Annotated in this window: 27 protein-coding genes; 14 read left to right on the top strand and 13 right to left on the bottom strand. The window is 70.4% G+C overall.

Features of this window, described 5'->3' with window-relative positions:
• Positions 1–12: 12 nt before the first annotated feature.
• From NRB56_RS36815 to NRB56_RS36805, 3 genes are read right to left on the bottom strand one after another with little or no spacing between them, the layout of a single operon-like run.
• Positions 13–822: an amino acid ABC transporter ATP-binding protein gene (locus NRB56_RS36815; RefSeq protein WP_153348991.1), complete on the bottom strand. Its 810-nt coding sequence runs from the start codon at positions 820–822 to the stop codon at positions 13–15.
• Positions 819–1,541, bottom strand: coding sequence for an amino acid ABC transporter permease (locus NRB56_RS36810; protein WP_319944071.1), 723 nt, complete (start codon positions 1,539–1,541; stop codon positions 819–821). Before NRB56_RS36810 ends, NRB56_RS36815 begins: the two co-directional genes overlap by 4 nt.
• A gap of 4 nt (positions 1,542–1,545) precedes the next feature.
• Positions 1,546–2,379, bottom strand: a complete 834-nt coding sequence (locus tag NRB56_RS36805; protein ID WP_227838652.1) for a transporter substrate-binding domain-containing protein — start codon at positions 2,377–2,379, stop codon at positions 1,546–1,548.
• Positions 2,380–2,629: 250 nt separating this feature from the next.
• On the opposite strand from NRB56_RS36805, the gene NRB56_RS36800 reads away from it, so the two are divergent.
• From NRB56_RS36800 to NRB56_RS36790, 3 genes are read left to right on the top strand one after another with little or no spacing between them, the layout of a single operon-like run.
• Positions 2,630–3,538 (top strand): Lrp/AsnC family transcriptional regulator, encoded by a 909-nt coding sequence (locus NRB56_RS36800; RefSeq protein WP_153348989.1) that lies wholly within the window; start codon positions 2,630–2,632, stop codon positions 3,536–3,538.
• A 45-nt stretch (positions 3,539–3,583) separates the two neighbouring features.
• A complete protein-coding gene (locus tag NRB56_RS36795) occupies positions 3,584–4,243 on the top strand; it encodes an ABC transporter ATP-binding protein (protein WP_406603577.1) in 660 nt (219 codons plus the stop codon).
• Positions 4,240–5,031, top strand: coding sequence for an ABC transporter permease (locus NRB56_RS36790; protein ID WP_319944070.1), 792 nt, complete (start codon positions 4,240–4,242; stop codon positions 5,029–5,031). Before NRB56_RS36795 ends, NRB56_RS36790 begins: the two co-directional genes overlap by 4 nt.
• A 9-nt stretch (positions 5,032–5,040) precedes the next feature.
• On the opposite strand, the gene NRB56_RS36785 is transcribed toward NRB56_RS36790, so the two are convergent.
• A complete protein-coding gene (locus NRB56_RS36785) occupies positions 5,041–5,475 on the bottom strand; it encodes a DoxX family protein (protein WP_153348988.1) in 435 nt (144 codons plus the stop codon).
• A gap of 95 nt (positions 5,476–5,570) precedes the next feature.
• Here NRB56_RS36785 and NRB56_RS36780 point away from each other — a divergent pair, with 95 nt between their 5' ends.
• From NRB56_RS36780 to NRB56_RS36770, 3 genes are all read left to right on the top strand, one after another.
• Positions 5,571–6,143, top strand: a complete 573-nt coding sequence (locus tag NRB56_RS36780; protein WP_153348987.1) for a TetR/AcrR family transcriptional regulator — start codon at positions 5,571–5,573, stop codon at positions 6,141–6,143.
• Between the two features lie 128 nt (positions 6,144–6,271).
• Positions 6,272–7,141, top strand: a complete 870-nt coding sequence (locus tag NRB56_RS36775; RefSeq protein WP_153348986.1) for an AraC family transcriptional regulator — start codon at positions 6,272–6,274, stop codon at positions 7,139–7,141.
• Positions 7,138–8,136, top strand: coding sequence for an AraC family transcriptional regulator ligand-binding domain-containing protein (locus NRB56_RS36770; protein WP_153348985.1), 999 nt, complete (start codon positions 7,138–7,140; stop codon positions 8,134–8,136). The genes NRB56_RS36775 and NRB56_RS36770 overlap by 4 nt, the downstream gene beginning before the upstream one ends.
• Before the next feature lie 14 nt (positions 8,137–8,150).
• On the opposite strand, the gene NRB56_RS36765 is transcribed toward NRB56_RS36770, so the two are convergent.
• The 4 genes from NRB56_RS36765 to NRB56_RS36750 all read right to left on the bottom strand — a co-directional run bounded on the left by NRB56_RS36765 (position 8,151) and on the right by NRB56_RS36750 (position 12,241).
• Positions 8,151–8,342 carry a hypothetical protein gene (locus NRB56_RS36765; RefSeq protein ID WP_319944069.1) on the bottom strand — a complete coding sequence of 64 codons (192 nt, stop codon included), beginning with the start codon at positions 8,340–8,342 and terminating at the stop codon, positions 8,151–8,153.
• A gap of 383 nt (positions 8,343–8,725) precedes the next feature.
• Positions 8,726–10,438, bottom strand: a complete 1,713-nt coding sequence (locus NRB56_RS36760) for an AMP-binding protein (protein ID WP_153348983.1) — start codon at positions 10,436–10,438, stop codon at positions 8,726–8,728.
• A gap of 95 nt (positions 10,439–10,533) precedes the next feature.
• The gene (locus NRB56_RS36755; protein WP_319944068.1) at positions 10,534–11,346 is read right to left on the bottom strand and encodes a PAS and ANTAR domain-containing protein; all 813 of its coding nucleotides are present in this window, start codon (positions 11,344–11,346) and stop codon (positions 10,534–10,536) included.
• A gap of 190 nt (positions 11,347–11,536) precedes the next feature.
• Positions 11,537–12,241 carry a GAF and ANTAR domain-containing protein gene (locus NRB56_RS36750; protein WP_153348982.1) on the bottom strand — a complete coding sequence of 235 codons (705 nt, stop codon included), beginning with the start codon at positions 12,239–12,241 and terminating at the stop codon, positions 11,537–11,539.
• A 157-nt stretch (positions 12,242–12,398) separates the two neighbouring features.
• On the opposite strand from NRB56_RS36750, the gene NRB56_RS36745 reads away from it, so the two are divergent.
• A complete protein-coding gene (locus NRB56_RS36745; protein ID WP_227838644.1) occupies positions 12,399–12,749 on the top strand; it encodes a hypothetical protein in 351 nt (116 codons plus the stop codon).
• Positions 12,750–12,893: 144 nt separating this feature from the next.
• On the opposite strand, the gene NRB56_RS36740 is transcribed toward NRB56_RS36745, so the two are convergent.
• A complete protein-coding gene (locus tag NRB56_RS36740) occupies positions 12,894–13,436 on the bottom strand; it encodes a YceI family protein (RefSeq protein ID WP_153348981.1) in 543 nt (180 codons plus the stop codon).
• 102 nt (positions 13,437–13,538) lie between these two features.
• On the opposite strand from NRB56_RS36740, the gene NRB56_RS36735 reads away from it, so the two are divergent.
• On the top strand, positions 13,539–14,360 hold the full coding sequence (locus NRB56_RS36735) for a helix-turn-helix transcriptional regulator (RefSeq protein WP_319944067.1): 822 nt from the start codon (positions 13,539–13,541) through the stop codon (positions 14,358–14,360).
• Between the two features lie 57 nt (positions 14,361–14,417).
• On the opposite strand, the gene NRB56_RS36730 is transcribed toward NRB56_RS36735, so the two are convergent.
• Positions 14,418–14,666 (bottom strand): hypothetical protein, encoded by a 249-nt coding sequence (locus tag NRB56_RS36730; protein ID WP_153348980.1) that lies wholly within the window; start codon positions 14,664–14,666, stop codon positions 14,418–14,420.
• Between the two features lie 289 nt (positions 14,667–14,955).
• Here NRB56_RS36730 and NRB56_RS36725 point away from each other — a divergent pair, with 289 nt between their 5' ends.
• Genes NRB56_RS36725 through NRB56_RS36715 form a run of 3 tightly spaced genes read left to right on the top strand, consistent with a single transcriptional unit; the run spans position 14,956 to position 16,456 of the window.
• On the top strand, positions 14,956–15,315 hold the full coding sequence (locus tag NRB56_RS36725; protein ID WP_153348979.1) for an Asp23/Gls24 family envelope stress response protein: 360 nt from the start codon (positions 14,956–14,958) through the stop codon (positions 15,313–15,315).
• Positions 15,312–15,878 (top strand): DUF6286 domain-containing protein, encoded by a 567-nt coding sequence (locus NRB56_RS36720; RefSeq protein WP_153348978.1) that lies wholly within the window; start codon positions 15,312–15,314, stop codon positions 15,876–15,878. Before NRB56_RS36725 ends, NRB56_RS36720 begins: the two co-directional genes overlap by 4 nt.
• Positions 15,875–16,456 carry an Asp23/Gls24 family envelope stress response protein gene (locus tag NRB56_RS36715; RefSeq protein WP_153348977.1) on the top strand — a complete coding sequence of 194 codons (582 nt, stop codon included), beginning with the start codon at positions 15,875–15,877 and terminating at the stop codon, positions 16,454–16,456. Before NRB56_RS36720 ends, NRB56_RS36715 begins: the two co-directional genes overlap by 4 nt.
• Here NRB56_RS36715 and NRB56_RS36710 read toward each other — a convergent pair.
• Both NRB56_RS36710 and NRB56_RS36705 read right to left on the bottom strand, forming a co-directional pair.
• Entirely contained in the window at positions 16,437–17,726 is a 1,290-nt protein-coding gene (locus NRB56_RS36710) for a D-arabinono-1,4-lactone oxidase (protein ID WP_153348976.1), read from the bottom strand. The two genes, NRB56_RS36715 and NRB56_RS36710, sit on opposite strands and share 20 nt — an antisense overlap.
• Before the next feature lie 93 nt (positions 17,727–17,819).
• Complete coding sequence (locus NRB56_RS36705) at positions 17,820–18,494, bottom strand: TetR/AcrR family transcriptional regulator (RefSeq protein ID WP_319944066.1); 675 nt, start codon at positions 18,492–18,494, stop codon at positions 17,820–17,822.
• A 128-nt stretch (positions 18,495–18,622) separates the two neighbouring features.
• On the opposite strand from NRB56_RS36705, the gene NRB56_RS36700 reads away from it, so the two are divergent.
• On the top strand, positions 18,623–20,152 hold the full coding sequence (locus tag NRB56_RS36700) for an MFS transporter (protein WP_153348975.1): 1,530 nt from the start codon (positions 18,623–18,625) through the stop codon (positions 20,150–20,152).
• 64 nt (positions 20,153–20,216) lie between these two features.
• Here the strand turns inward: NRB56_RS36700 and NRB56_RS36695 are convergent, their stop codons facing one another.
• Positions 20,217–20,891 (bottom strand): TetR/AcrR family transcriptional regulator, encoded by a 675-nt coding sequence (locus tag NRB56_RS36695; RefSeq protein ID WP_319944065.1) that lies wholly within the window; start codon positions 20,889–20,891, stop codon positions 20,217–20,219.
• Between the two features lie 372 nt (positions 20,892–21,263).
• Here NRB56_RS36695 and pgm point away from each other — a divergent pair, with 372 nt between their 5' ends.
• Both pgm and NRB56_RS36685 read left to right on the top strand, forming a co-directional pair.
• On the top strand, positions 21,264–22,898 hold the full coding sequence (gene pgm, locus NRB56_RS36690) for a phosphoglucomutase (alpha-D-glucose-1,6-bisphosphate-dependent) (protein WP_153348974.1): 1,635 nt from the start codon (positions 21,264–21,266) through the stop codon (positions 22,896–22,898).
• A 53-nt stretch (positions 22,899–22,951) separates the two neighbouring features.
• Positions 22,952–24,169 carry an MFS transporter gene (locus NRB56_RS36685; protein WP_319944064.1) on the top strand — a complete coding sequence of 406 codons (1,218 nt, stop codon included), beginning with the start codon at positions 22,952–22,954 and terminating at the stop codon, positions 24,167–24,169.
• Positions 24,170–24,181 lie beyond the last annotated feature (12 nt).

Genomic DNA, 24,181 nt, shown 5'->3' with positions numbered 1-24,181 from the left:
TCGGGGCCGCCCTCAGTGCACGTGCGCCAGGAAGGCGCGGGTGCGTTCGTGTTCGGGCTGGGTGAAGAACCGCTCCGGCGGTGCCTGCTCCACGATCACGCCGGAGTGGAACAACGCCACCTCGTGCGCGACCCGGCGCGCGAACCCGGTCTCGTGCGTCACCACGATCATCGTCATGCCCTGGGCGGCAAGATCTTCCATCACCACCAGCACCTCGTTGACCAGTTCCGGGTCGAGGGCGGAGGTCGGCTCGTCGAACAACATCACCGAGGGCTCCAGCACCAGCGCGCGGGCGATCGCGACCCGCTGTTGCTGTCCGCCGGACAGTTCGGAGGGGTAGTGACGCATCCGGTCGGCCATGCCGACGCGTTCCAGCATGGCCTGCGCGCGTTGCGCCGCTTCGGCCTTGCCGACGTGTCGTACGGCGGTCAGGCCCAGGGTGACGTTGTGCAGCACGTCCAGGTGCGCGAACAGATTGAAACGCTGGAACACCATGCCGATCTCGGCGCGCTGCCGGGCCAGCCGCCGCTCCGGCAACCGCGCGGCGCCGGCGCGCCCGGACTCGGTCCCGATCTCTCTGCCGTGCAACAGGATCGAGCCGTCGTCGGCGGGCTCCAGCAGCGCCATCAGGCGCAGCATGGTCGACTTGCCCGATCCGGACGGGCCGAGCACCGCCTTCACCGCGCCGGCATCGATGCCGAAGTCGACGCGGTCCAGAACCACTTGGGTCCCATAGCTTTTGCGCAGACCGACGGTTTGCAGGAGCGGAGTGGTCACGGCGGGGCCTCCGGTGGGTCGCGGGATCGCGGCGGATTCGTTCATCGGGCCACCACCGCCTCGGGTGCCACGCGCGTTGCCGCGGCGCGGGAGACCCAGCGGTAGCGGCGCTCGATCAGCGCCTGCGCGGCCATGAGCGCGCTGACGATGACGAGGTAGTAGACGAGTGCCGCGCTGTAGTACTCGGCGTAGCGAAAGGTCACCGAGACGCCGACCTGGGCGGTGGTCAGCAGTTCGCGCAGCGAGATCACCGAGGCCAGCGAGGTGTACTTCAGCAGCGCGATGAGCTCGTTGCCGGTGGGCGGCAGCGCCACCTTGATTGCTTGCGGCAGCACCACTTTCAGCATCACCTGATGCGGCGCCAGGCCGATCGCGCGGGCCGCGAGGTGCTGGCCCTCGTCGACCGATTCCAGGGCCGCGCGCAGGATCTCGGCCATGTAGGCGGCCTCCACGATCGCGAACCCGAACAGCGCGGCCAGGAACGGTGTGAACCAGTGTTCCCGCAGGGCCGGGAACAGCTGCGGCCCGGCGTTCCAGATGATCAGCAGCACCAACAGGGTCGGGATGGCTCGGAAGAACCAGACGTAGGCGCCGCCGATCGCGCGGGGAACGGGCCGGGACGCGGTGCGCAACAAGGCGACCGCGAAACCCAGCACCGTCGCCAGCGCCATCGAGACGACGGCCAGCGCCAGCGACAGCCAGGCGCCGTGCAGGAATTCCGCCGAGGTCAGCGCGGACCAGAAGATGTCTCGATCGAAGGTCACGGCACTATCCCTGCGCGACCCTCGCCGGATCCAGGCCGTACTTCGTCGCCAGCGCGCCCAGTGCGCCGTTCTTCGCGAGGGTGCGCACCGCCTCGGCGGTGGGGGCGGACAGCGGCGAGCCCTTGCGGGTGTACACGCCGAAATCCGTTTCGGCGGCGAAGATGTTCGGTACCGCCGTCAGCGCCTTGCCCGACTTCGACACCATGTCCACCACGGCCACATCGGTTTCGATGAGTGCGTCCGCCTTGCCGTTGGTGACGGCGGCGACCGTCTCCGCGGTCTTGGGGTAGGCCTGCACCGTGATGCCGGGCCGGCCGGCGGCGGTGAACTTGTCCGAAAGTTTGTGCAGCGTCTGCTCGTTGACGCCGCCGCCCTGGACCGCGACCGTCTTGCCGGACAGATCGTCGGCGGTGGCGACGCGGGTGTCGCCGGTGCGCACGAGGAGTCCGGGACCGGTGTGCAGGAACGGCGCGGCGTCGGCCACCTTGGTGCGTTCCGGGCTGATGTACAGCGCCGACCACAGCACATCGCAGCGCTGTGCCTGCAACGCCGGCATCAGGCCGTCGAAGGCGGTGATCTGCCAGGTGACCTTCAGCTGCCACAGGTCGGCGAGGGCGCGGGCGGCGCCGGAGTCGAAGCCCGTCGGGTCGGTGGTGTTGCCCTCCGGAAAGTATTCCATCGGCGGGTATTCCGGGTCCGTGCACACCCGGAGCTCACCGTCCTTCAGCAAGCCGGCGGGTGCGGCCCCGTGGGCGCTGCTGCCGGAGGATCCGCTGCCGCACCCGGCGGCGAGCAGAGCGATACCGAGCCCTGCTGCCACCAGCTTCAGCTTTTTCATCACGTCGATCTCCTGTTGGTGCGGTAGCGGTTGTGCGAAGTTTTCATGTCGATCGGTCGCTTTCCGGCCGTGGCTGAACCATAGAAATTGCGATAGGTTTTGTCCAGGCGAAAGAAGTTGCCGGACAAGGGGTTTGATCGATGAAATGTAAAGAGATGTTCGCATTCGGTGTCGTCGATGGACGGGATGTTGCGATTCCGCTGCCGATATGTAAAACCCGGCCGTCCCCGATCTCGATTGTTAAGTTCGGATGACCGCCCCGGACCCGATCGGCACCCACCATCTCGATGCGCGCATCCTCGATCAGCTCCGCCTGGACGGGCGGATCGGCCGCAACGAGCTGTCGGCCCGCCTCGGGGTGTCGCGGCCGACGGTGTCCAAACGGCTCGACGCCCTGCTGGAATCGGGTCACACCCGCGTGGTCGGCATCGTGCACCCGGCCACCGTCGGACTCGAAGCGCTGGCGCATGTCTCGGTCAGCGTCGAGCAGCCGGTGCGGCAGGTCGCCGCACGGGTGGCGGCCCTGCCGGAGGTGCCGTACGTCTCGCTGATCAGCGGGCGGTATCCGCTGATCGCGGAGATCCGCTGTGGCGACGCGGCGGAACTGGCCGCCGCGCTCGATCGCATCCGCAGCATCGACGGCGTGCGCGACACCAACACGCTGTACTACTCCGACCTGATGATCGACGCCGGGCAACCGCAGAAGGTCGCCGAGGCCGCGCTGGACGCGCTCGATCGGCGGCTGCTCGCGCAGTTGCAGGAGGACGGCCGCGCGTCCTACGCGATCCTGGCCGCGGCGGCCGGCACCACACCCGGAACGGCCCGGATGCGGGTGATGCGCCTGATCGACGAGGGCATCGTCCGGATCGGCGCGCTGTCCACCCCCGGCCACGGCGACACCGAGGTGGCAGTCGGATTCGGGGTGCGGGCCAGCGGCCGGGTCTCCGGGTTGTCACCGCTGATCGCGGAGCTTCCCGGTGTCCGATTCCTGGCCGCCACCATCGGGCGGTTCGATCTGCTCGGGACGATCTTCGCGCCGCGGCTGGACGAGGTGGTGTCGGCGCTGGACCGGCTGCGCGCGCTGCGGCGGGTGCTGGAAGTCGACAACTGGGTCCATCTGGACCTGATGAAGGAGCATTACGGCGCCCCGATGCGCTGACCTCCGGGGATGCGCGGCCGCGCCGGGTAGGGCAGGGTGGGGGCCGTGCACAGCATTGTCCTGGACAAGGTTTCGGTGACATTCGGCCATCGGACGGTGTTCACCGACCTCGACGTCGTCTTCCCGGGCGGCCGCTGCACGGCACTGGTGGGTCCGAGCGGGGTCGGCAAGACCACGCTGTTGCGGTTGCTGAACCGGCTGGCCGAGCCGTCGTCGGGGGTGATCGGCCTCGACGGTGTGCCGCTGGCCGATCTGGACGTGCTGGAGTTGCGCCGCCGGGTCGGGCTCGTGCCGCAGCAGCCGGTGCTGCTCACCGAGGTCGTGCTCGACGAGGTGCGGGTGGGCCGATCCGATCTGCTCGAGGCCGAGGTGGCGGGCCTGCTGGACCGGGCCGGGCTGCCGGAGTCGTTCCTGCACCGCCGCTGTGCCGAACTGTCCGGCGGCGAGGCGCAGCGGGTGTGCCTGGCCCGCGGGCTGGCCGTGCAGCCGGAGGTGCTGCTGCTGGACGAGCCCACCTCGGCCCTGGACGAACGCGCCGCCGCGGTGGTCGCCGACCTGGTCCGCGGCCATGTCGCCGCCGGTGGCGCCGTCGTGCTGGTCAGCCACGACAGCACCTTCGTCGGCACGGTCGCCGACGAGATCCTGCTGCTGGAGCAGGGCCGGCTGTCACATCTCGGCGAACTTGGCGGACGGGAGTTCCGGTGAACACGAACACGGCGCACGCGCTGTCGGTGCCCAGCTGGTGGGGTGTCGCGGCCTCGCTGCTGCTGGTGGCGCTGGCGGCCGGGATCGCCTATCGCCAGCAGTTGCGACTGACCCGGGAACTGCTCATCGCGGCCGCGCGGGCCGGGGTGCAGTTGATCGCGGTCGGCGCGGTCCTGTTGCTGCTTTTCCGGCACACGGGCCTGCCCGGCGGGCTGGCCTGGGTGGCGCTGATGATCGTCGTGGCGGGGCAGGTGGCCGGGCGGCGCGGGGCCGGTCTGCCGCATTCGGTGTGGGCCGCCACCATCGGCGTCGCCTTCGGTTCGGTGCTGACCCTCGGCGTCTTGCTGGTGTTGCGGGTGATCTCCACCGAGGCCCGGGTGGTGGTGCCGGTCGGCGGCATGATCGTCTCCGGCGCGATGCAGGCCACCGGGGTCGCGCTGCGCCGGGTGCGGGAGGATGCGGTCGCCGCCCGCCCGCAGGTGGAGGCCCGGCTGTGCCTCGGGCTGCCCGCGGCGGAGGCGTTCCTGCCGTACCGCCGCTCGGCCCTGCGCACCGCGCTGGTGCCGGTGGTCGACTCGACGAAGGTGGTCGGGCTGATCAGCCTGCCCGGCGCGATGACGGGCCTGATCCTGGCCGGGGTGGATCCGCTGGTGGCCATCCGCTATCAGATCGTCGTCATGTACATGCTGCTGGCCGCCGCCGCGCTGGCCGCGCTCGCCGCGGCGCGCATCGCCGAACAGTGGCTGTTCGACGATGCGCAACGACTGGTGGCCGTCGCGGCCGGCTGAGCGTCGCGCTCACAGCGCCGCGAGGACGCACGCCCCGACGAAGACCACCTGCACGACCGTCCGCAGCGGCAGCGGCATGCTCTTGATGCCGAGGTCCGCTCGTGCGGCGCGGACGTTGGCGGGGAACATCACCAGCAGCAGCACCGCCAGGCAGATCGCGGCGACGGGCGCCACCGGCGGGATGAGAAGCCCTGCCGCTCCGGCGAGTTCGAGAACTCCGGTGACGGTCACGAGGGTCGCCGCGGCCGGCAGTCGCGGCGGCACCATGGCGATCAGGCCGCTGCGGCGCGGCTCGGTGAAATGGGCGATGCCGGTCAGCAGGAACATGGCGGCCAGGCCGAGGCGAGCGGCGTGCGGCCACGAGTCCAGCCAGCCGGTCAGATGCAACCAACCGGCGAGCCGGGCGATCGCGGTGACGACGAGAAGTACGACGAGGGGTGCCATCGGGGGCTCCTGGATGTGCGCGGAACTTGACAGTGGAAAGATTAGGGCCGCTCCATGAACTTGTCAACGTCAAGATGATGGGTCAGGATCGAATCATGACCAAGAGCGCCTATCACCACGGCGACCTACGGGCCGCCCTGCTCGCCGCCGCCGCCGAGCAGATCGCGGCCGAGGGTGTCGACGGGCTGTCGCTGCGCGCGCTGGCGCAGCGGGCCGGGGTGTCGCACGCCGCGCCGGCCCACCACTTCGGCAACCGGCAGGGTTTGCTGACCGAGCTGGCGATCGCCGGATTCGACCTGCTCGCGGACGAACTACACGCGGCCGCAGGCGATTTCCGTGAGGTCGCGGTGGCCTACATCCGGTTCGCCCGCACCCATCCCGGTCATTTCGACATCATGTACCGGCACGACCTGCTGCGCGCCGGCGACGAGCGGCTGGCCGCGGCACGGCTGCGTTCCGGCGTCGAATTACGCTCCGGTGCCGCCGAACTCGGAACTTCCGGACAATCGGACCGGGCGGTGCAACTGGCCGCCTGGTCGCTGGCGCACGGATTCGCCACGCTGTGGCGCGAGGGCGCGCTGGTGGGATCGCAACTGGGCGGCGAAGATCCGGAGGAGCTCGCCCGCCGCATGATCGCCACCGTGCGGCTCGCGCCCGATTCGCCGTAGTCGCACGCCGCCGCCCGGCCCGCCGGTGGCCCCGGCCGATTCTCGCACTCGCGCTTTCGGATACGGTGTTTCGCAGCGTGGCCACAGCTGTACCGATATGTTCGCCGGAGGACGAGTGCAGGAGGGGCATGGGCACGGATGTGACGTTGCTGCACCGATTCGTCGTGTCCGAACTCGTCGCGGCCGGACTGGATCGGGACCCGCTGTTGCGCGAATGCGGCATACCGGAGTGGACGCTGAGCGGCCCCGGCGTGCACCTGCCCAGCGCGACCTTCGCCCGGCTCTGGGAGATCGGGTCCGACCGGCTCGGTGAACCGGATCTGCCGCTGCGCATCGGAACCCGGTATCCGCTCAAGACGGCCGAGCTGTTCGACTTCCTGTTCGCCACCGCCGCCACGGTCGGGGCCGGGCTCGCCACCTGCGGCCCCTACATCACGGCGGTCAGTACCAATCACGGCGCCGTCCTCGGATTCGAGGACGCGGACCGGGCCACGCTGTCGCTCGAGATGATCGAGGGCGAGGGCCGCGGCCGGGAGCTTGTCCAATTGTGGGGCCTGACCGCGATGTTGACCCGGACCCGGCGCGTGGTCGAGGGCCGGCTCGACCCGGTGCGGGTCACGCTGCGGCAGCCCGCGCCACCCGACGACCGGCCCTACACCGACGTATTCGGTACGGCCGGAATCGAATTCGGCGCGGACGCCGACTCGATGACCTTCCGTGCCGCGGACCTCGATCGCCCGCTGACCACCGCCGACCCGATGCTGGCGCAGGTGCTGCGCCCGCTGGCCGAAACCCTGCCGCCCCCACCGGAACTCCCGGCCGCCTGGCCGCGGCGGGTGGCCCGCGCGCTACGGGCCGCGCTCGAGGACGGTGAGGTGTCGCTGGAGGTGGTGGCGCGGCGGCTGGCGATCAGCCCGCGCACCCTGCAGCGCCGGCTCGCCGAGGCGGGCACCAGCTGGCGGCGTGAGCTGGACCGTGCGCTGGGAGGCCGGCGATGAGTACCGATGTGGCGTTGCTGCATCGCTTCGTGATCGGCGAGCTCGCGGCCGCCGGCGTGGATCCGGTTGCGCTGCTGGCCGATTGCGGCATCCCGGCCTGGGTGCTGTCCGGCGGTCCGGTGCATCTGTCCAGCGACACGTTCAGCCGGCTGTGGGAACTCGCCGAGCAGCGGCTGGACGAACCCGATGTCGCGTTGCGCGTCGCCTCCCGTTACCGGCTGCGGGCGCTCGGCCTCTACGACTACCTGTTCGCCAGCGCCGCCACCCTGGGCGACGGATTGGCCACGTGCGGACCGTATGTCGCCGCGGTCACCACCAATCACCGGTTCGATCTCGTCGCCGACGACGAGCGGGAGAGCACGCTGTCGCTCGAGATGATCGACGGCGCGGGCCGGGCCCGGGACCTCATCCAGTTGTGGGGCCTGGTGGCGGTGCTGACCCGGGCGCGCGGCACGGTCGACGCCCCGTTGACACCGGTCCGGGTCCGGTTGCGTCAGCGCGCTCCGCGCGACCACGGGGCCTATGTCGACGTATTCGGAACGGCCGCAGTCGATTTCGAGGCGGACTCCGATTCGATCACGTTCCGTGCCGCCGATCTGGCCCTGCCGCAGCGGACCGCCGATCCGGTGCTGGCCCGGGTGCTGCAACCGCTGGCCGCGACCCTGCCACCCCCGCCGCCGCTGGCGACGGCCTGGCCGCAGCGGGTCGCGGTCGCGCTGGCGGCGGCGCTGGACGACGGTGACCCGTCGCTGTCGGCGGTGGCGCGCCGGTTGGCGACCAGCCCCCGGACGTTGCAGCGGCGGCTCGCGGAGGCGGGAACCACCTGGCGGCGGGAACTGGAGCGCGCCAGGCTTTCCCGGGCGGGCGCCGCGGGCCCGTTGAGTCCCCGGCGGCAGGCGCGGCTGCTCGGCTACACCGATCCCGACACGATGCGCAGATCGGAACGGCGGTGGACGCTGGCGGCCCGCGCCCGGCCGGGCGAACCCCGCGAGTGACCCGGCCGGCGCCCTCAGGCGCGCAGGTTGCTGGCCGCGATGTTCCAGAAGGTGCCGCGGTCCAGCGCCCGGAAATCCCAGGTCTCGGTGATGGCGTACGTGGTCGCGACGATGGCCGGCACGTCGAAATCCTCGCGCGTGGCGGTGCCCTTCGCCTCCAGCTCGGCGATCACGTACGCGGTCGCGGATTCGCAGGTGTTCAGCACGGTATCTCCTCTCCGTTTCGGAAACACAGCCGATCGATAGTCCATATCGCTTGCCGCGCAGGGGGATTCGCGGTGGGCACCGAGCCGGGGGCACGCCGGCTCGGTGCCACCGGCGGTCCCGGGTGCGGGGCGGCAGCCCGATCGCGGGGATCGGGCCCGGGAACGATTGTTGCGCCGGTGCGGCACCGATTCAGTCTCGTGGCTGCCGGACCGTGAGGCCAGCGGAAAACGCGCCACCTCGGGGCAAACGCGCCAAATTGCGGTGGCGGTACAACGAAGAGTGTGCAGATGCAGTGACTTCGAGTGTACTGCCGCAGGCGCCCGGCGAGTAGGCCTCGCGACCGGGCGAACTCGTCGCAATACCGGTTACCGCCCGTGTCGTCTCAGCGGCCCGCGGACGGCGGGAACAGGTCCTCGTCCCGGAATTCCGCCTCGAGGCCGATGCCGTCCCGGTGGGCCTGCTCCTCGCGGCGGCGCAGTTCGACCCGGCGGATCTTGCCCGAGATGGTCTTCGGCAGTTCGGCGAATTCCAGCCGGCGCACCCGCAGGTAGGGTGCGAGCCGTTGCCGGGCGTGGGCGAGCACGGCGCGCGCGGTCTCCCGGTCGGCGGGCCATCCGGCGGCGAGGGTGACGTAGGCCTTCGGCACGGCGAGCCTCGTGTCGTCGGGCTGCGGCACCACGGCCGCCTCCACCACCGCCGGATGTTCGATCAGCACGCTCTCGAGTTCGAACGGCGACACCTTGTAGTCCGAGGATTTGAAGACGTCGTCGGTGCGGCCGATGTAGGTGATGTAGCCGTCGTCGTCCCGGACCGCGACATCGCCGGTGTGGTAATAACCGTCGGCCATCGCCGCCGCGGTGCGTTCCGGATCGGCGAGGTAGCCGGTGGTCAGGTTGATCGGATGCCGGCGCAGGTCCAGGCAGATCTCACCCTCGTCGGCGAGCGCGCCGCTGATCGGATCCACCAGCGCCACCGGCACTCCCGGCACCGGGCGGCCCATCGAGCCCGGCTTCACCGGCTGTCCCGGGGTGTTGCCGATCTGCAGCGTGGTCTCGGTCTGACCGAAGCCGTCCCGGATCGTCAGCCCCCAGGCCCGTTCCACGGTCGCGATCACGTCCGGGTTGAGTGGCTCACCGGCGCCGAGGATTTCGCGCAGGCCGTCCGGGCGAGTGCCCAGGTCGGACTGGATCAACATGCGCCACACCGTCGGTGGTGCGCAGAAGGTGTTCACCTCGGCCCGGCGCAACTGCGCGAGCAGCGCGGCCGCGTCGAACCGGCGGTAGTTGTAGACGAAGACGGTCGCCTCGGCGATCCACGGCGCGAAGAAACAACTCCAGGCGTGCTTGGCCCAGCCCGGCGCGCTGATCGCGAGATGTACGTCGCCGGGCCGCGATCCGATCCAGTACATGGTGCTCAGGTGCCCGACCGGATAACTGATCTGGGTGTGCGGCACCATCTTCGGTTTGCTCGTGGTGCCCGAGGTGAAGTACACCAGCAGCTCGTCGGTCACCGCGGTGCCGACGCGCGGGGGGTCCGGGACGACCGAGTCGGCGTCGGCGTACCGATGCCATCCGGCCACCGGTTCGCCCACCGCGATGCGGATGTAATCATCCTGTGCCCCAGGAAATTTCGCGGTATCCGCGGCATCGGCGATGACGGCGCGGGCGCCGGCGCGGCCGATCCGGTCGGCCAGATCGTCCGCGCCGAGCGCGGCGGTGGTGGGTACGGTGACCGCGCCCAGCTTCGCGATCGCGAGCATCGACTCCCACAGCTGCACCTGGTTGCCGAGCATCAGGATCACCCGATCACCGTGGCCCACACCGAGTTCCGACAGCCAGGTGGCCAGCCGGTCGCTGCGGCGGGACATCTCGTCGAAACTCACCCGCTCCTCCCGGCCGTCCTCCTCGACGATCCACAGCGCGGTGCGATCGTTGCCGCGCGCGATCACGTCGAACCAGTCGACGGCCCAGTTGAAGTCGCCGGTGATCTCCGGCCATTCGAAGGTCGCGGTGGCCGTCGCGTAATCGGCGGCCAGCGCCAGCAGATGGTCGCGGGCGGCCCGGTAGCGGACCGTGTTCTTCGTGGGCCGGGTCATCGTGCCGCCTTTCTCGCACCGGGCGTCCGCGGGGCCGGACCCCGCCTCGCGACCGTACGCCGGGCCGGGCCCGGTGGACCACCCCCGAACGGGGGTCAGTTCTCGCCGTCGGCGGCGGCCGGCTCGGTTGCGTCGCAGGGAACCCGCAGGTGGGCGGTCAGCAGCAGATGATCGAAGGCGGTGATCACCTCGGGCGGCACGTGCGGGAGTTCGAGTAGATCGCCGAGCAGCCGGGCCGCCAGCGGCTGCAACTTGACGTTGGTCTCCTGGGAACGCCACCGCAGCACCTCGAACGCCTGGTCGGCGCCGATGCGGTACATGGTCATCAGCACCCCCTTGGCCTGCTCGATCTCGGCGCGGGTACGGATGATCTCCGGCAGTCGCGTGTCGAACATCTCGCGGGCGGTGTCGGTGACCAGGGGCCCGAGGTCGATGTAGAAACCCTCGGTGCCGACGGCGCGCCCATCGGAGTCTGTGACCAGATCGGCGACCACCATCACGGTGTGGACGCGGCCCGCGGTGTCGATGAACCGGTGCCGGCTCGAGAACGGCACGGCATCGGTGGCCGAGCGGGTGATCGCCTCGGCGACGTGGTCGCGGTCGTCGGGATGTTTGTGGGCCAGCAGCAGCGCGGTGGTCGGCTGCACCGCGTCGGGCGGGTAGCCGTGCATCCGGAACACCTCCGGCGACCACTCCCAGCGTTGCGACCCGAACCAGAACCGGAAACGCCCGGCGGTCGGCAGCGGAGCACGAGCACCGCTACCGTCCGCACTCGGCGCACCGCTGCCGTCCGCACTCAACGCACTGCTACCGTCCGAACTCGGCGCACTGCCGTCGGCCGAACTCGGCGCACACTGGTCGCCCGAGATCGCCGTATGGTCGCCGCCCGGCGTCATCGCCACGGCCACCCGCCATTCCCACGCATCGTCAAGTCACCCGTCTTACAGAGCTGTGTTTCGTGCTCCGCCGGGGACTGGGGCGGCTCGGTGGGCCGTTGGTCGGCGGCCCGGACCGGACCAGCCTAGCACTGGTGGCGTACCGGTCCGGAACCGGCGAACGGCGTCCGGCATCGGGGCAGTCATGTTGCGCCGCAGGAGGTTACACGCGCAGGCCGGCCTCGATGACGGCCCGCGCGGTGGTGTGCAGCGGTGTCCGGTGGGCCCGCGCGTGCTTACGGATCAGGTCGAACGCCTCGTCGGGCGTGATGTCGCGCACGTTGGCGATGATGCCCTTGGCCTGTTCGATCACCACCCTGGATTCCAGGGCCTGCTCCAACTGCTCGGTGACCTGCTGTTGCTGATTCCATTTGTTCGCGTTGACGATGTATCCGGTCGCCACCGAGGCCAGGATCCGCGCGGCGTCCAGATCCGCCTCCGACCAGATCCGCGGGCCGGCGCTGTAGAGGTTCACGGCGCCGAGCCGCTCCTCGTTGAGCCACATCGGGATGCCCGCCACCGCCAGCACCCCGACCTCGAGCGCCGTTTCGGTGTAACTCGGCCACCGATCCGCGGATGTGCGCAGATCGCTCACGGTCACGACCTCACCGGTATGACTGGCCTCCATGCACGGCCCCTGCTGACTGAGCTCCTGCACGCGTTCCAGAGCGGCCACCGGGGCGGCGGTGGCGCTGACGAACCGCAGCACACCGCCCTCCAGCAGGCAGACGCCCGCGCCGACCAGATCGAACACCTTCGTCACGCTCATGCCGAGCTCATCGAGTGCCGTCTCCACCTTGTAGGGGGTCGGCAACAGGCGGGCGAATCGTGCCAGCGCCTCGACCAGAGCCGAACTGTCGTGTGCCATCACCGACCTCCCGATCACGGCGGCCGTCGCTCGGCCGCGTCTCCTTCCAGAGCTACCCGAGCCGGCGTACCCGACACAGCCGCTGTGGGCACGGGTCCGCCGAGGAGGCCGGGATCCGGCCCCGGAGCGGCGGCGACGTCGTGAGGATCACACCACTGTGCGCGGACTCGAATCGGGAAAGAAGTCCGCGACGGACCCTGCTCCGCCACGCGACAGTGACGCGTGGCGTGCCCAATTGCGGGAGGTCGCAGCGTTTCCCGGCCTGCCGGTGGTCTGCGGGGGATGTGTGCGGGTCGACACCCTGGTGATCGGTGAGTTCTTCGGCACTCGCACCGGCGCGATCGGCGGCCCGGTCGTCGCGCCCGATTCGGGACTGGGCGGCCTCGCACTGCGGCTGCGCGAGACTGCGGCTGCGCGAGGCCCGGCTGCGAGCCGGCGACCGGGGATCGGCCACGGTGGGACCCGGCACATCGCGCGGGGCCGCGCCGATGTCGCAGTCGCGCAATGATTGTCGCTGCGTCCGGAGACTGCGCACGGTTACCCGCGCGGTGTGATGATCACATCGGGCGCGCCCACCCGGCACGAGGCGGTGGTGGCGGCCCGGCGTCCCGGCCTGCTGCCGTGAGCCGGGCCCGCGTCATAGACGGCCCGGTCAGGCGGCCTTCGGCTCGACCAGCTGGACGTCCAGTTCGATGGCGACCTTGTCGCTGAGGAATGACGACGGCAGGCCCGCGCCCACGCCGAGTTCGGTGCGCGACAGCGAACCGGTCGCGGTGAAGCCGGTGTGCCGCTCGCCGTCGCGGAACTCCTGGACGCCGCCCCACTCGACCGCCAGCGTGATGGGCTTGGTCACATCGCCGAGGGTGACCTCGCCGACGACCTCGAAGTCCTCGGCGACCCGGATCGGCTCGAGCGCCTTGAAGGTCAGGGTCGGCCGCTGGTCGACGTGCAGCAGGTCCGCGGTGCGGACGTGCGCGTCGCGCTGCTCGTTGCCGGTGTCGAAGGACTCGAGGTAGATCGTCGCCGAGATCAGCGCGTAGCCGGACTCGTCCACCACGAAGCCGGCGTCGAACTTGTTGAACCGGCCGCGGACCTTGGAGATGCCCAGGTGGCGCACGGTGAAGTTGACCGACGAGTGAGCCGGGTCGAGGGCCCAGGTGCCGGGGAGCAGAGTGGTCTGTTCAGGAGTGGTCATAGCGCCGAGAGTAAGCGGACCTCGGTCCGCTTAGCCACACCGCGCTGATCATGGGACTGACAGGGCGCGGATAACAGGGCGGGGATCCGGCAGGATGGTGGAGTGACGCAGTCCGAGTTCGCCGAATTCCTGATCGCCCGCCGCGCGCTGTTGCAGCCGGAAGATGTCGGGTTGCCCAGTGGTCGCCGCCGGCGGACCCCGGGCCTGCGCCGCGAGGAGGTGGCCGCGCTGGCCGGGGTGAGCGTGGACTATCTGGCCAGACTGGAACAGGGCCGTGACACCAATCCCTCGACCGGCGTGCTCGGCGCCCTCGCCGACGCCCTGCGCCTCAACGAGGTCGAGCGGCATCATTTCGGCAAACTCGCGATGGGAATGGAGCGTACGTCCACCTGCCCGGGCGCCGGCGAGGCGCACGATCAGGTGACCGAGACCATGCAGGCCGTGCTCGACGGACTGCATCCCACCCCGGCCTTCCTGGTCGGGCGCTGGCTCACGGTGCTCGCCTCCAACGCCGCCTGGCGCGATTTCGCGGAGCCGCTGGGCCTGCTCGACGCCGAGGCCGAGGGCAACCTCGCGTACTACGTCTTCGCGCATCCGCGCGCCGCGCAGTACTGGCGGGACTGGGCCGAGGTCGCGGATCTGATGGTGTCGCTGCTGCGCGCGGCCCGCTCGCAGTGGCCCGAGGATCAGCGGCTCGGCGCGATGATCGACGCCCTGCACCGGTTCCCGGAGTTCGTGCGCCGCTGGCGTTCGCATCGGGTCGTCGAACATCGCCGGGTCACCATGCGTCTCGATCATCCGCGTCGCGGTGATGTCGAGGTCGAGGTCGAACTGCTCACTCCCGCCGCGGATCAGACCATGATGGTCTGGCTGGTCGACCGCCGCCGCGCGCCGGCGCGGGGCCTGCGCCTGGTCAACGAGTAACGCTCGCACACAGATCGGCCCGCCACCGGGTGGGGCGGGCCGATCCGGGCTCGGCTACTAGCGGCCGGTCTTCTGGCGCATCCGGTCGGCGGCATTCTTCATGCCGGACTCGGCTCGATCCCGGTTCTCCTTCATATCGGCCTCGGCATTCTCGCGGCCGCGGCGCATGTCATCGGCCATCTGGCCCATGCCGCGCCGGTTGTCACCGGCGATCTGCTCGCGCTCGTTCTGCGCGCGATCCGCCTGCTGCTTCATCGGCTTCTTGGTCTTGGCAGCCGCCTGGCCGGGCTTTTTCGGGGCAGACATTTGAACCTTCCTATTGGTCGGTCACGTCCGAACAGAACCTGGGGACGAGCCTCGTCCGGCTGGTCCGCCATCGGGTGAAACGCCGCCGAGCCGACGTGTGATCGCCGTTTCGGCAACCGGTGAAGCTGCTGCAGCAACTGATTCGACAACCCCGTCTGCAGCCACAACTATCCTGGCGATCGGCTCGCGCGGGTGTCAAACAAAGAATTCGTAGCGATGCAGCTAGTGTTGCGCTAACGCAACGAGTCGGGACGACCGCTGGTCCGCACACGCCGCTCGGGAGGAACTCATGACGAGTACGGTGACCGACAAATCCCGGATCGATCCCGGGAGTACGGCCGCCACCGCCGCAACCGAATCCATCGCCTCACGCCCACCCGGAGAGGTGGCCGCCGAGGCGGTGCGCGAGGCCGCCATCGCCGCGGCTCGCGAGATCACCGGCGTGGACCGGGAAGTCGGGGTACGGGTCAAACTCGCCCGCGGTGAACTGGCCCTCGCATTGCAACTGCCGATCCGGTATCCGATGCCGATCTGGCAGGTCGCGACCGCCTGCCGGGCCCATGTCCGGCAGCGGGTCCAGGAACGGTTCGGCATGCCGATCCGCCGCGTCGACATCGAGGTGACCGAGCTACCCCGGAAGGCACCATGATTCGCCGCCCGCATCGCGCGCTGCCCGCGGCCGTCCTGGCGCTGACGCTGCTGGGAGTGAGCGCCGCCGTGGCGCTCACCCTGATCCCCGGATTGACCGGCGCCCGGGACTACCTGTGGCACGACGTCGTGGTCCGCGTCCTGCACGGCATCAGCTGGAACGACATCCGGGTGGCCGCCGCCGGTCTGGCCGCCGTCGCCGGGGGAGTGGCGCTGCTCGCGCTGGCGGTGCTGCCCGATCGGGCCACGGTGCTGCCGCTGGCTCCCGGCGACGGGATCGCCGCCGGGGTCGTGCGCTCCGGCCTGCACCGCGCGCTGGGCGCGGCGGCGGAATCCGTCGACGGGGTGCATTCGGTGCGAATAGTATTGCGCCGCAGGAAGGTCCGGGTGGTGGCCCGGGCCGGGGCGCGGTCCCCGGAACTACGCCGGGCGGTGCGCGACGCCGTCGACGAACGGGTCACCCGGATCGCCCCGGCCTCGTCACCGCGGGTGTCGGCCCGGGTTCGCCGCCTGGGAACTGTTGCCCGGCAGCACAATTCGAAACAGCTCCCGGGGCGGCGATGATCGCCCGGCGGCGCGGCCGGATCCGGCCCAACCGCACGGTACTGGCGGCGCTCGGACTGCTGCTGCTCGCCCTCGGCGGCTACGCGCTCACCGCCCATCTCGGCGAGCTGAGCTGGGTCGACGCCGCGGATCCGGTGGTATCCGGCACCGAACTGCCGCCGGACTGGGCGTGCTGGGGGATCGCCGTGGTGGCCGCGGGTATCGGCCTGGCCAGCCTGCGCTGGGCCGTTGCCCAGGTACCCCGGACGCCGGGCGCGGTGCGCTGGCACGCGCGCGCCGCCGGTTCCGGCGATCTGGCCGTACTGGATTCGGCGCGGATCGCGGCGCCGCTGGTCGCCGATCTGGAGAGCTATCCGGGGGTCCGCTCGGCCACCGCCTGGGTGACCGGTTCGGGCCGCCGCCCCCGGGTGCATCTGCTGGTGTCGGCCGCACAGGACACCGATGTGGTCGCGCTGCGCGGCCGCATCACCGCGCACGCGCTGCCGCGGCTGCGCCAGGCGCTCGAGGTGGACGCCGTCCCGGTGAGTCTCGAACTGCGCCTGGAGGATTCGCCGAAGGTCAGCCCAGCACTCGGGTGACGTAGGGGTTGGCGAAGCGGCCCTCGGGATCCAGTCGCCGGCGGACCTGCTGGAACCGATCCCAGTCGGGGTAGCGGTCGCGCAGGGTCGCGGCGGTCTGGAAGTGCCGCTTGCCCCAGTGCGGCCGGCCCTCGTATCGATCGAAAACCGCCTCGCAGGCCCGGAAATACGGCTCCCAGGCCATGCCGCGGTACTGGTGCACCGCGATGTAACAGGTCGCGCGGCCGCCGGCCGGGGAGAGGAACGCGTCGTCGGGTGCGACGAAACGGACCTCGGTCGGCATCGGCGAATCGAACCGGGTGCCGATCTCCTTGATCTCGCGCAGCGCGGCCGCCGCGTGCTCGCGCGGAATCGCGTATTCCATCTCGGTGAAGCGAAAGAGCCTGGGGGAGGCGAACACTCGGTACGAGCGGTCGACCTGGCGGCGATAGCTGCCGGCATGCGCGGCCAGCCGCTGCACCCACGGGATCAATTGCGGCCGGCGGCGGGTGAGCCGGCACAACCCGTCGAAGGTGTAGTTGGACATGGCGATATCGGCGAACCAGTCCACCGCCTTGGGGCGCGGTTGCTCCGGCCCGGCCACCCGGTTGTTGCGCTTGGTCATCGCCAGCGGGCTGTGCGCGAATACGTAGAACTCGAAATGCTCGTTGCCGTCGACGAATTCGTCGAGATCGGCGAGTACCTGCTCGACCGGCACGGGACGCTCGATGCCCTCGAGCACGAACGACGGCACCAGTCGCAGGGTCACCGCGGTGACCACCCCCAGCGCACCGAGATTCACCCGCGCCGCGCGCCAGCCGTCCGGATCGGTCTGCTCGTTCAGTTCCACCCGGCTGCCGTCGGCGAGCATCAGTTCCACCGAATGCAGTGCGGCCGAGATGTTCTGCAGCGCCGCGCCGGTGCCGTGGGTGCCGGTGGCGGTCGCGCCGGCGACGGTCTGCACGTCGATGTCCCCGAGATTCGGGAAGGCCAGCCCCAACGGGTGCAGCCGGGTGCTGATCGCGTTCAGGGTGGCGCCGGCCTCGACCCGGACCAGGCCGGTCGAGGTGTCCACGTGCCGGATCCGATCGAGCGCCGGCATCCGCAGCAGCGCGCCGTCGGTGAGTACGGTGTCGTTGAAGGAGTGGCCCGCTCCGGCCACGCGCACGGTGTGCCCGGCGGCTGCTGCGTCGGCGAGCGCGACGGCCACCTCGTCGGCCGAACCGGGGGTGGCCACGACGGCGGGCACGCACTGCTGATCTCCGGCCCAGTTCACCCACGAGTTGGTCATCTGTCCAACTCTAGGGGATGGCTGTGTCGTACACCACCGGGCGAGCGGATTCGGAGGGTTCGCGAGCGGTTCGCCGGATCGGTGCCGGCCGCGTCACTTCTTGCGGGCCGCGAACACCGCGTGCTTGGCGGCGTGGATCTCCTCCTCGGTGAGCGGGCCGACCGGCAGCGTCTGCCGCGGGACGGTGTCGCCGCGGATGCCGTCCAGCAGGATCGCGAGATAGCGCCGCCACGCCTCGGGATTCACCGAACGGGTGAGCGTGGCCATCGTCTCGACCATGGTCATCAGCGCGAAGAAATCGGTGCCGGCGATGTCCGGGCGCAGCACTCCCGCCGAGATGGCGTGCTCCAGAAGATGATTCATCGTCGACTCGATGCGCTCGCGCACGCAGCCCAGCCGCTGCACCTCTTCGGGCACCGACAGCATCATCTCGCCGAGGCCGCGATTGTCGGCCATGTGCCGGCAGGCGAAGTCACAGAAGCCGACCAGCCCGGCCCACGGATCGGGATCGGCATCGGCCGTTTCGGCGGCCTCGGCCAGTTCCGTCATGCCCTGGACGAACACCTCGTTGATCAACTCGTGCTTGTTGGCATACCGCCGGTAGACAGTGCCGATGCCCACACCCGCGGCCTCCGCTACATCATCGAGCGTGACCTCCAGCCCGCGGTCGGCGAACAAACGCCTGGCAGCGGCGAGGATGCGCTGCTGATTGCGAGCCGCGTCGGCGCGCAAACGGCGAGGTGGGGCGGGTGTGGTGGCGGGATTCACACTGACATTCTACGCGGAAACGGGATTAAGTGGAGGGGCCTGCTCCGTTATGGTGGTAGCTTCGTGGGAGCAAGTGGAGGGAGAACCTCCGCTACTGGTAAACCTTCGGCCAACCGATTCGAGGACTCATGAACTCCGCTGTCGATCTCGACAACCGGCCCGGCGGGGCGCCGCCCGGCCCGGTCACGCATCGGGCCGAGCGTCAGAGCCGGCGCGGCTCGCACGCCGCGCGCTGGTGGGTACTGGCCGTCCTGGCCGTCGCTCAGTTGATGGTCGTGCTCGACGCGACCGTGGTGAACATCGCACTGCCGGAGGCGCAGCGCGCGCTCGGCTTCTCCGACGGCGACCGCCAGTGGGTGGTCACCGGATACGCCCTGGCGTTCGGCAGCCTCCTGCTGCTCGGCGGCCGGCTGTCCGACCTGTTCGGCCGCCGCACCACCTTCATCGTCGGCCTGATCGGCTTCGCCGCCGCCTCGGCCCTCGGCGGCGCCGCGACCGGCTTCGACATGCTGGTCGCCGCCCGGGTCGCCCAGGGTGTGTTCGGCGCGCTGCTGGCGCCGGCCGCACTGTCGCTGCTGACCGTGACCTTCACCGAACCGTCCGAGCGAGCGAAGGCGTTCGGCATCTTCGGCGCCGTCGCGGGCACCGGCGGCGCGCTGGGCCTGCTGCTCGGCGGCGCGCTCACCGAATGGGCCTCGTGGCGCTGGGTGATGTACGTCAACCTGGTGTTCGCCGCGGTCGCCCTGGTCGGCGCGGTGCTGCTGCTGGCCAAGCACACCAGCACCGAGCGGCCCAAGCTCGACATCCCCGGCACCGTCGCGGTGACGGCCTCGCTGTTCGCGATCGTGTACGGCTTCTCGCACGCCGAGTCGGCCGGCTGGGGCAACGGCGCCACCCTCGGCTTCCTGCTCGGCGGCCTGGCGCTGCTGGTGGCGTTCGTGGTGCTGGAGACCCGGGTCGCGAATCCGCTGCTGCCGCTGCGGGTGGTGCTGGACCGGACTCGGGGCGCGTCCTATCTGGCGGTGTTCGTCATGGGCATCGGAATGTTCGCCACATTCCTGTTCCTGACCTTCTACCTGGAGAACACGCTCGGCTTCTCGCCGATCCGCACGGGTGTGGCGTTCCTGCCGATGGTGGCCGCGATGGTGTTGTCCTCGACGACCACCCCGTCGCTGGTGCTGCCGCGGGTCGGCCCCAAGGTCACCATGGGCGTGGGCTATCTGCTGGGCGGCGCGTCCATGGCGCTGCTGACCCGGATCGGTCTGCACACCTCGTACGGCACCCACGTGCTGCCCTCGCTGATCCTGATGGGCCTGGGCCTCGGCGCCGCGGTGTCGGTGGCCTTCCAGGGCGCGACCGCCGGTGTGCACCACCAGGATGCGGGCGTGGCCTCGGCCATGGTCAACACCATGCAGCAGGTCGGTGGCTCGATCGGCACCGCGCTGCTGAGCACGGTGGCGGCGAGTTCGGCGAGCGGCTACGTGCGTGGTCACCTGCCTCCGACCCCGGATGTGGTGGCGGAAGGCGCGATTCACAGCTACGTGACCACATTCTGGTGGGCGACGGTGATTTTCGTGGTCGGCGCGATTCTGGTCGCGGCGATCGTGCCGAACAAGATGCCCGCCCCCGCCGAGGGCGAACTGGTGCTCGCGCACTGACATCCGCCGGACAGTGCCCCGGCCCGCGTGAAACGGGCCGGGGCACTGTCGTTTCCGGACGGGTTCAGCGCCGGCGGGCCGCGCAGGAGGCGGCGGCCTTCGCCTGGTCCACCTCGTCGTCCCGCAGCGGCGGGACCGAAAGCTGCTGGCGCGGTTGGTCGTCGCCGCGGATCCCGTCGAGCACGATGTCCAGGTAGCGCCGCCACACGTCCGGGTTCACCGAACGGGAGAACGCCGCGACCGATTCGACCATCCCGACGATCGCGAAGAAGTCGGACGAGGCGATGCCCGGACGCAACACGCCCGCGTCCCGCGCCCGGTCGATGACGGTCGCGATGGCCGGTTTGACCCGATCCCGCATGGACGCGAAACGTTCCACGGCATCGGGCAATTCGAGCATCACCGAGCCGAAACCGCGATTGTCGGCCATGTGCCGGCAGGCGTACTCGAGCAGTTCCACCAGACCGGACCACGGATCCGGATTGGCGTACGCGGATTCGGCCGCCTCCGCCATCGCGGTGATGTGGCGGTCGAACACCTCCGCGATCAGTTCCTGCTTGTTGGCGTAGCGCCGGTACACCGTGCCGACCCCGACCCCCGCGGCCTCCGCGACATCGTCGAGGGTGACCTCCAGCCCCCGTTCGGCGAACAGCTGCCGCGCCGCGGTGAGGATCCGCTGCTGGTTGCGGGCGGCGTCCGCGCGCAACCGCCGTGGTGGCGCCGTGATGACGGGATTCACTCCATTATGTTAACAAGCGTCCACCGGAACCGGAGCCGATATCTCCTATTTACCTGAAGTCAGCAAATTTTCGGCGATCGTCCGGGAGGATCCGACGGTCGCCGCCGGCGCGCCGGGACCATCGCCCAGGTCGGGTCGAGGGTGGGTATCCGGTCGCGGGCGACGGGCCGGACCGACCGGCCGCCCGACGCCAACCACGGAGATCGCTGGCAGTTAGCATGACAGCCGTGGAATTTCGGATCCGGTAGGAGGTTTCCAGGTGGGTTTGCGAACCAGCGCGGTCGCCGCGGGATTCGCTACCGTATTCCTTCTGGGGCGACGGTGATTCTGATGACGAGCCGGGCGCAGACGATACGGAAAGGAGGCCCGAGCATGGCCCACGATCGAGCCGGTCGGCCGGCCCGGGCCACCGACCTGGAGGACATACCGCATCTCGTGACGGCCTACTACAGCCGCATTCCGGATCCGGCGGATCCGGCGCAGCTGGTGGCCTTCGGCACCTCCGGGCACCGGGGATCCAGCCTGGACGCCGCCTTCAACGAGGCGCACATCCTCGCGATCACCCAGGCGATCGTCGAATACCGCGCCACCCGCGGCATCACCGGTCCGGTCTACCTCGCCCGCGACACCCACGCGCTGTCCGAACCCGCCTGGACCACCGCGCTGGAAGTGCTCGCCGCCAACGACGTCACCGCGATCATCGATGCCCGCGACCGCTATACGCCCACACCGGTCCTCAGCCACGCCGTGTTGCGGCACAATCGCGGTGGCACCCGGCATCAGGCCGACGGCATCGTCGTCACCCCCTCGCACAACCCCCCGCGCGACGGCGGCTTCAAATACAACCCGCCCCACGGCGGCCCGGCCGACACGGTCGCCACCGACGCCATCGCCGCACGCGCCAACGAGTTGCTGCGCGGCGGGCTCGCGGGAGTCAAACGCACCACACTGGCGCACGCGCTCGCGACCACCGTGCAGCGCTACGACTATCTCGACAACTACATCGCCGATCTGCCGAACGTGCTGAATCTGGACGCGATTCGCGGTGCGGGCATCCGGCTCGGCGCCGACCCGATGGGCGGCGCGAGCGTCGACTACTGGGAGGAGATCGGCCAGCGCTACGACCTCGAGATCGAGGTCGTCAACCCGTTCGTCGACCCGACCTGGCGGTTCATGACCCTCGACGGCGACGGCAAGATCCGGATGGATCCCTCCTCCAAGTACGCGATGGCCTCTCTGGTCGCCATCCGCGACGACTACGACATCTCCACCGGCAACGACGCCGACGCCGACCGGCACGGCATCGTCACCCCCGACGCCGGGCTGATGAACCCCAACCACTACCTCGCCGTCGCGATCGAATACCTGATCGCGAACCGGATGGGCTGGGACGCGCTCACCAAGATCGGCAAGACGGCCGTCACCTCCTCGATGATCGATCGGGTGGTCGGCGTGTTCGGCCGGCAGGTGCACGAGGTCCCGGTCGGCTTCAAATGGTTCGTGCCCGGCCTGTTCTCGGGTTCACTGGCCTTCGGCGGCGAGGAGAGCGCCGGCGCCTCCTTCCTCCGCATGGACGGCACGGTCTGGACCACCGACAAGGACGGCATCCTGCTCGCCCTGCTGGCCGCCGAGATCAGCGCGGTCACCGGCCAGAGCCCGGCGGCCCGCTACGCCGAACTGGAGAAGCGCTACGGCAGTCCCGCCTACGCGCGCATCGACGCCGCCGCCACCGCCGATCAGAAGGCCCGGCTGGCCGCGCTCGCCCCCGAGGACATCACCGCCGGCGAGGTGGCGGGCGAGCCGATCGTCAACATCCAGACCCGGGCGCGCGGCAACGGCGCGGCCCTCGGCGGGGTGAAGGTCTCCACCGAGAACGCCTGGTTCGCCGCCCGGCCCTCCGGCACCGAGGACAAGTACAAGATCTACGCCGAATCCTTCCACGGACCGGAACATCTGGCCGAGGTACAGTCGGCGGCCGAAGAAGTGGTGGGCCGCGCGCTCGGCTGAGCACCGGAGATACTCGCTGGACAGCCCGGCGGACGAGTTGTTGTGGTGAAGGTGTGGCGGTGCGTGACGAAGTGGTGATCGACCGGCGACTGCCCGTCGAGATCTGGGTGCTGATCGTCTCGGCGTTCGTGGTCGCCCTCGGATACGGCCTGGTCGCCCCGGCCCTGCCGCAGTTCGCCCGCAGCTTCGGCGTCGGGATCACCGCGGCCTCCGCGATCGTCAGCGCCTTCGCCGGGATGCGCCTGCTGTTCGCGCCGATCAGCGGTCGACTCGTGCAGCGACTGGGGGAGCGGACGGTCTACCTGTCCGGGCTGCTGATCGTCGCCCTGTCGACCGGCGCGTGCGCGCTCGCGCAGAGCTATTGGGAACTGATCGTGCTGCGGGCCCTCGGCGGCATCGGCTCGACCATGTTCACGGTGTCATCCCTCGGACTGGTGATCCGGCTGTCGCGGCCCGGCGAACGCGGCCGGGTGTCCGGCCTGTGGTCGACGGGCTTCCTGGTCGGCTCCCTCGGCGGACCGTTGATCGGCGGGGCGATGGCCGGCCTGGGCCTCCGGCTGCCGTTCGTGATCTACGCGCTGGCCCTGCTGGTCGCGGCGTTCGTCGTCTACCGGAGCCTGCGTGGTACCCGCCCCGAGACGCTCGTGGCCGGCGCCGAGGTACCGGTGCTGAGTTTCCGTGCGGCGCTGGCACAGCCGGCGTATCCCGCCGTGCTGTGGTCCAACTTCGCCAACGGCGTCGCGGTCCTGGGCGTGCGGACCGCCCTGGTCCCGCTGCTGGTGGTGGAGGTGCTGGGGCAGTCGCGCGGTCAGGCCGGCGTCGCGCTCACGGTGTTCGCCGCCGGTAACGCGGCGGTCCTGTTCGCCGCCGGTCGCGTCTCGGATCGCCTGGGCCGCAAGCCGTTTCTGATCACCGGGACCGTGGTGTGCGCGCTCGGCACCCTGGGTGTCGGCCTGGCGCCCGGCCTGATCTGGCTGCTCGCGGCCTCGTTCGTCGCCGGGCTCGGCTCCGGATTGTTCAGTCCCGCACAGCAGGCCACCGTCGCCGACGTGATCGGCGCCCGGGCCCGCGGCGGACCGGTGCTGGCCGGGTACCAGATGGCGGGCGACCTCGGCACCGTTCTCGGCCCGATCGCCATCGGCGCACTGGCCCAACGGGTTTCGTTCGAGGCCGCGCTCGCCGTCACGGCCCTGCTGCTGCTGGCCGCGGCCGCGGTGTGGATCGTGGTCCCCGAACCGTCGCGCCGCGCGGAGACAGACGCCGTGCCATGACGCCGTGGCGGC

This window comes from Nocardia aurantia (assembly GCF_009604425.1).
Lineage (GTDB): Bacteria > Actinomycetota > Actinomycetes > Mycobacteriales > Mycobacteriaceae > Nocardia > Nocardia aurantia.
Note: the sequence above shows the minus strand (reverse complement) of the source record. Positions and strands in the feature narration are given on the sequence as shown.

Bases quoted from the DNA above. Each gene is read 5' to 3' on its own strand.
- NRB56_RS36815 (WP_153348991.1), bottom strand. From the start codon at position 822: ATGAACGAATCCGCCGCGATCCCGCGACCCACCGGAGGCCCCGCCGTG.
- NRB56_RS36805 (WP_227838652.1), bottom strand. From the start codon at position 2,379: ATGAAAAAGCTGAAGCTGGTGGCAGCAGGGCTCGGTATCGCTCTGCTC.
- NRB56_RS36800 (WP_153348989.1), top strand. From the start codon at position 2,630: ATGACCGCCCCGGACCCGATCGGCACCCACCATCTCGATGCGCGCATC.
- NRB56_RS36785 (WP_153348988.1), bottom strand. From the start codon at position 5,475: ATGGCACCCCTCGTCGTACTTCTCGTCGTCACCGCGATCGCCCGGCTC.
- NRB56_RS36780 (WP_153348987.1), top strand. From the start codon at position 5,571: ATGACCAAGAGCGCCTATCACCACGGCGACCTACGGGCCGCCCTGCTC.
- NRB56_RS36775 (WP_153348986.1), top strand. From the start codon at position 6,272: ATGGGCACGGATGTGACGTTGCTGCACCGATTCGTCGTGTCCGAACTC.
- NRB56_RS36770 (WP_153348985.1), top strand. From the start codon at position 7,138: ATGAGTACCGATGTGGCGTTGCTGCATCGCTTCGTGATCGGCGAGCTC.
- NRB56_RS36760 (WP_153348983.1), bottom strand. From the start codon at position 10,438: ATGACCCGGCCCACGAAGAACACGGTCCGCTACCGGGCCGCCCGCGAC.
- NRB56_RS36750 (WP_153348982.1), bottom strand. From the start codon at position 12,241: ATGGCACACGACAGTTCGGCTCTGGTCGAGGCGCTGGCACGATTCGCC.
- NRB56_RS36740 (WP_153348981.1), bottom strand. From the start codon at position 13,436: ATGACCACTCCTGAACAGACCACTCTGCTCCCCGGCACCTGGGCCCTC.
- NRB56_RS36730 (WP_153348980.1), bottom strand. From the start codon at position 14,666: ATGTCTGCCCCGAAAAAGCCCGGCCAGGCGGCTGCCAAGACCAAGAAG.
- NRB56_RS36725 (WP_153348979.1), top strand. From the start codon at position 14,956: ATGACGAGTACGGTGACCGACAAATCCCGGATCGATCCCGGGAGTACG.
- NRB56_RS36720 (WP_153348978.1), top strand. From the start codon at position 15,312: ATGATTCGCCGCCCGCATCGCGCGCTGCCCGCGGCCGTCCTGGCGCTG.
- NRB56_RS36715 (WP_153348977.1), top strand. From the start codon at position 15,875: ATGATCGCCCGGCGGCGCGGCCGGATCCGGCCCAACCGCACGGTACTG.
- NRB56_RS36710 (WP_153348976.1), bottom strand. From the start codon at position 17,726: ATGACCAACTCGTGGGTGAACTGGGCCGGAGATCAGCAGTGCGTGCCC.
- NRB56_RS36700 (WP_153348975.1), top strand. From the start codon at position 18,623: ATGAACTCCGCTGTCGATCTCGACAACCGGCCCGGCGGGGCGCCGCCC.
- pgm (WP_153348974.1), top strand. From the start codon at position 21,264: ATGGCCCACGATCGAGCCGGTCGGCCGGCCCGGGCCACCGACCTGGAG.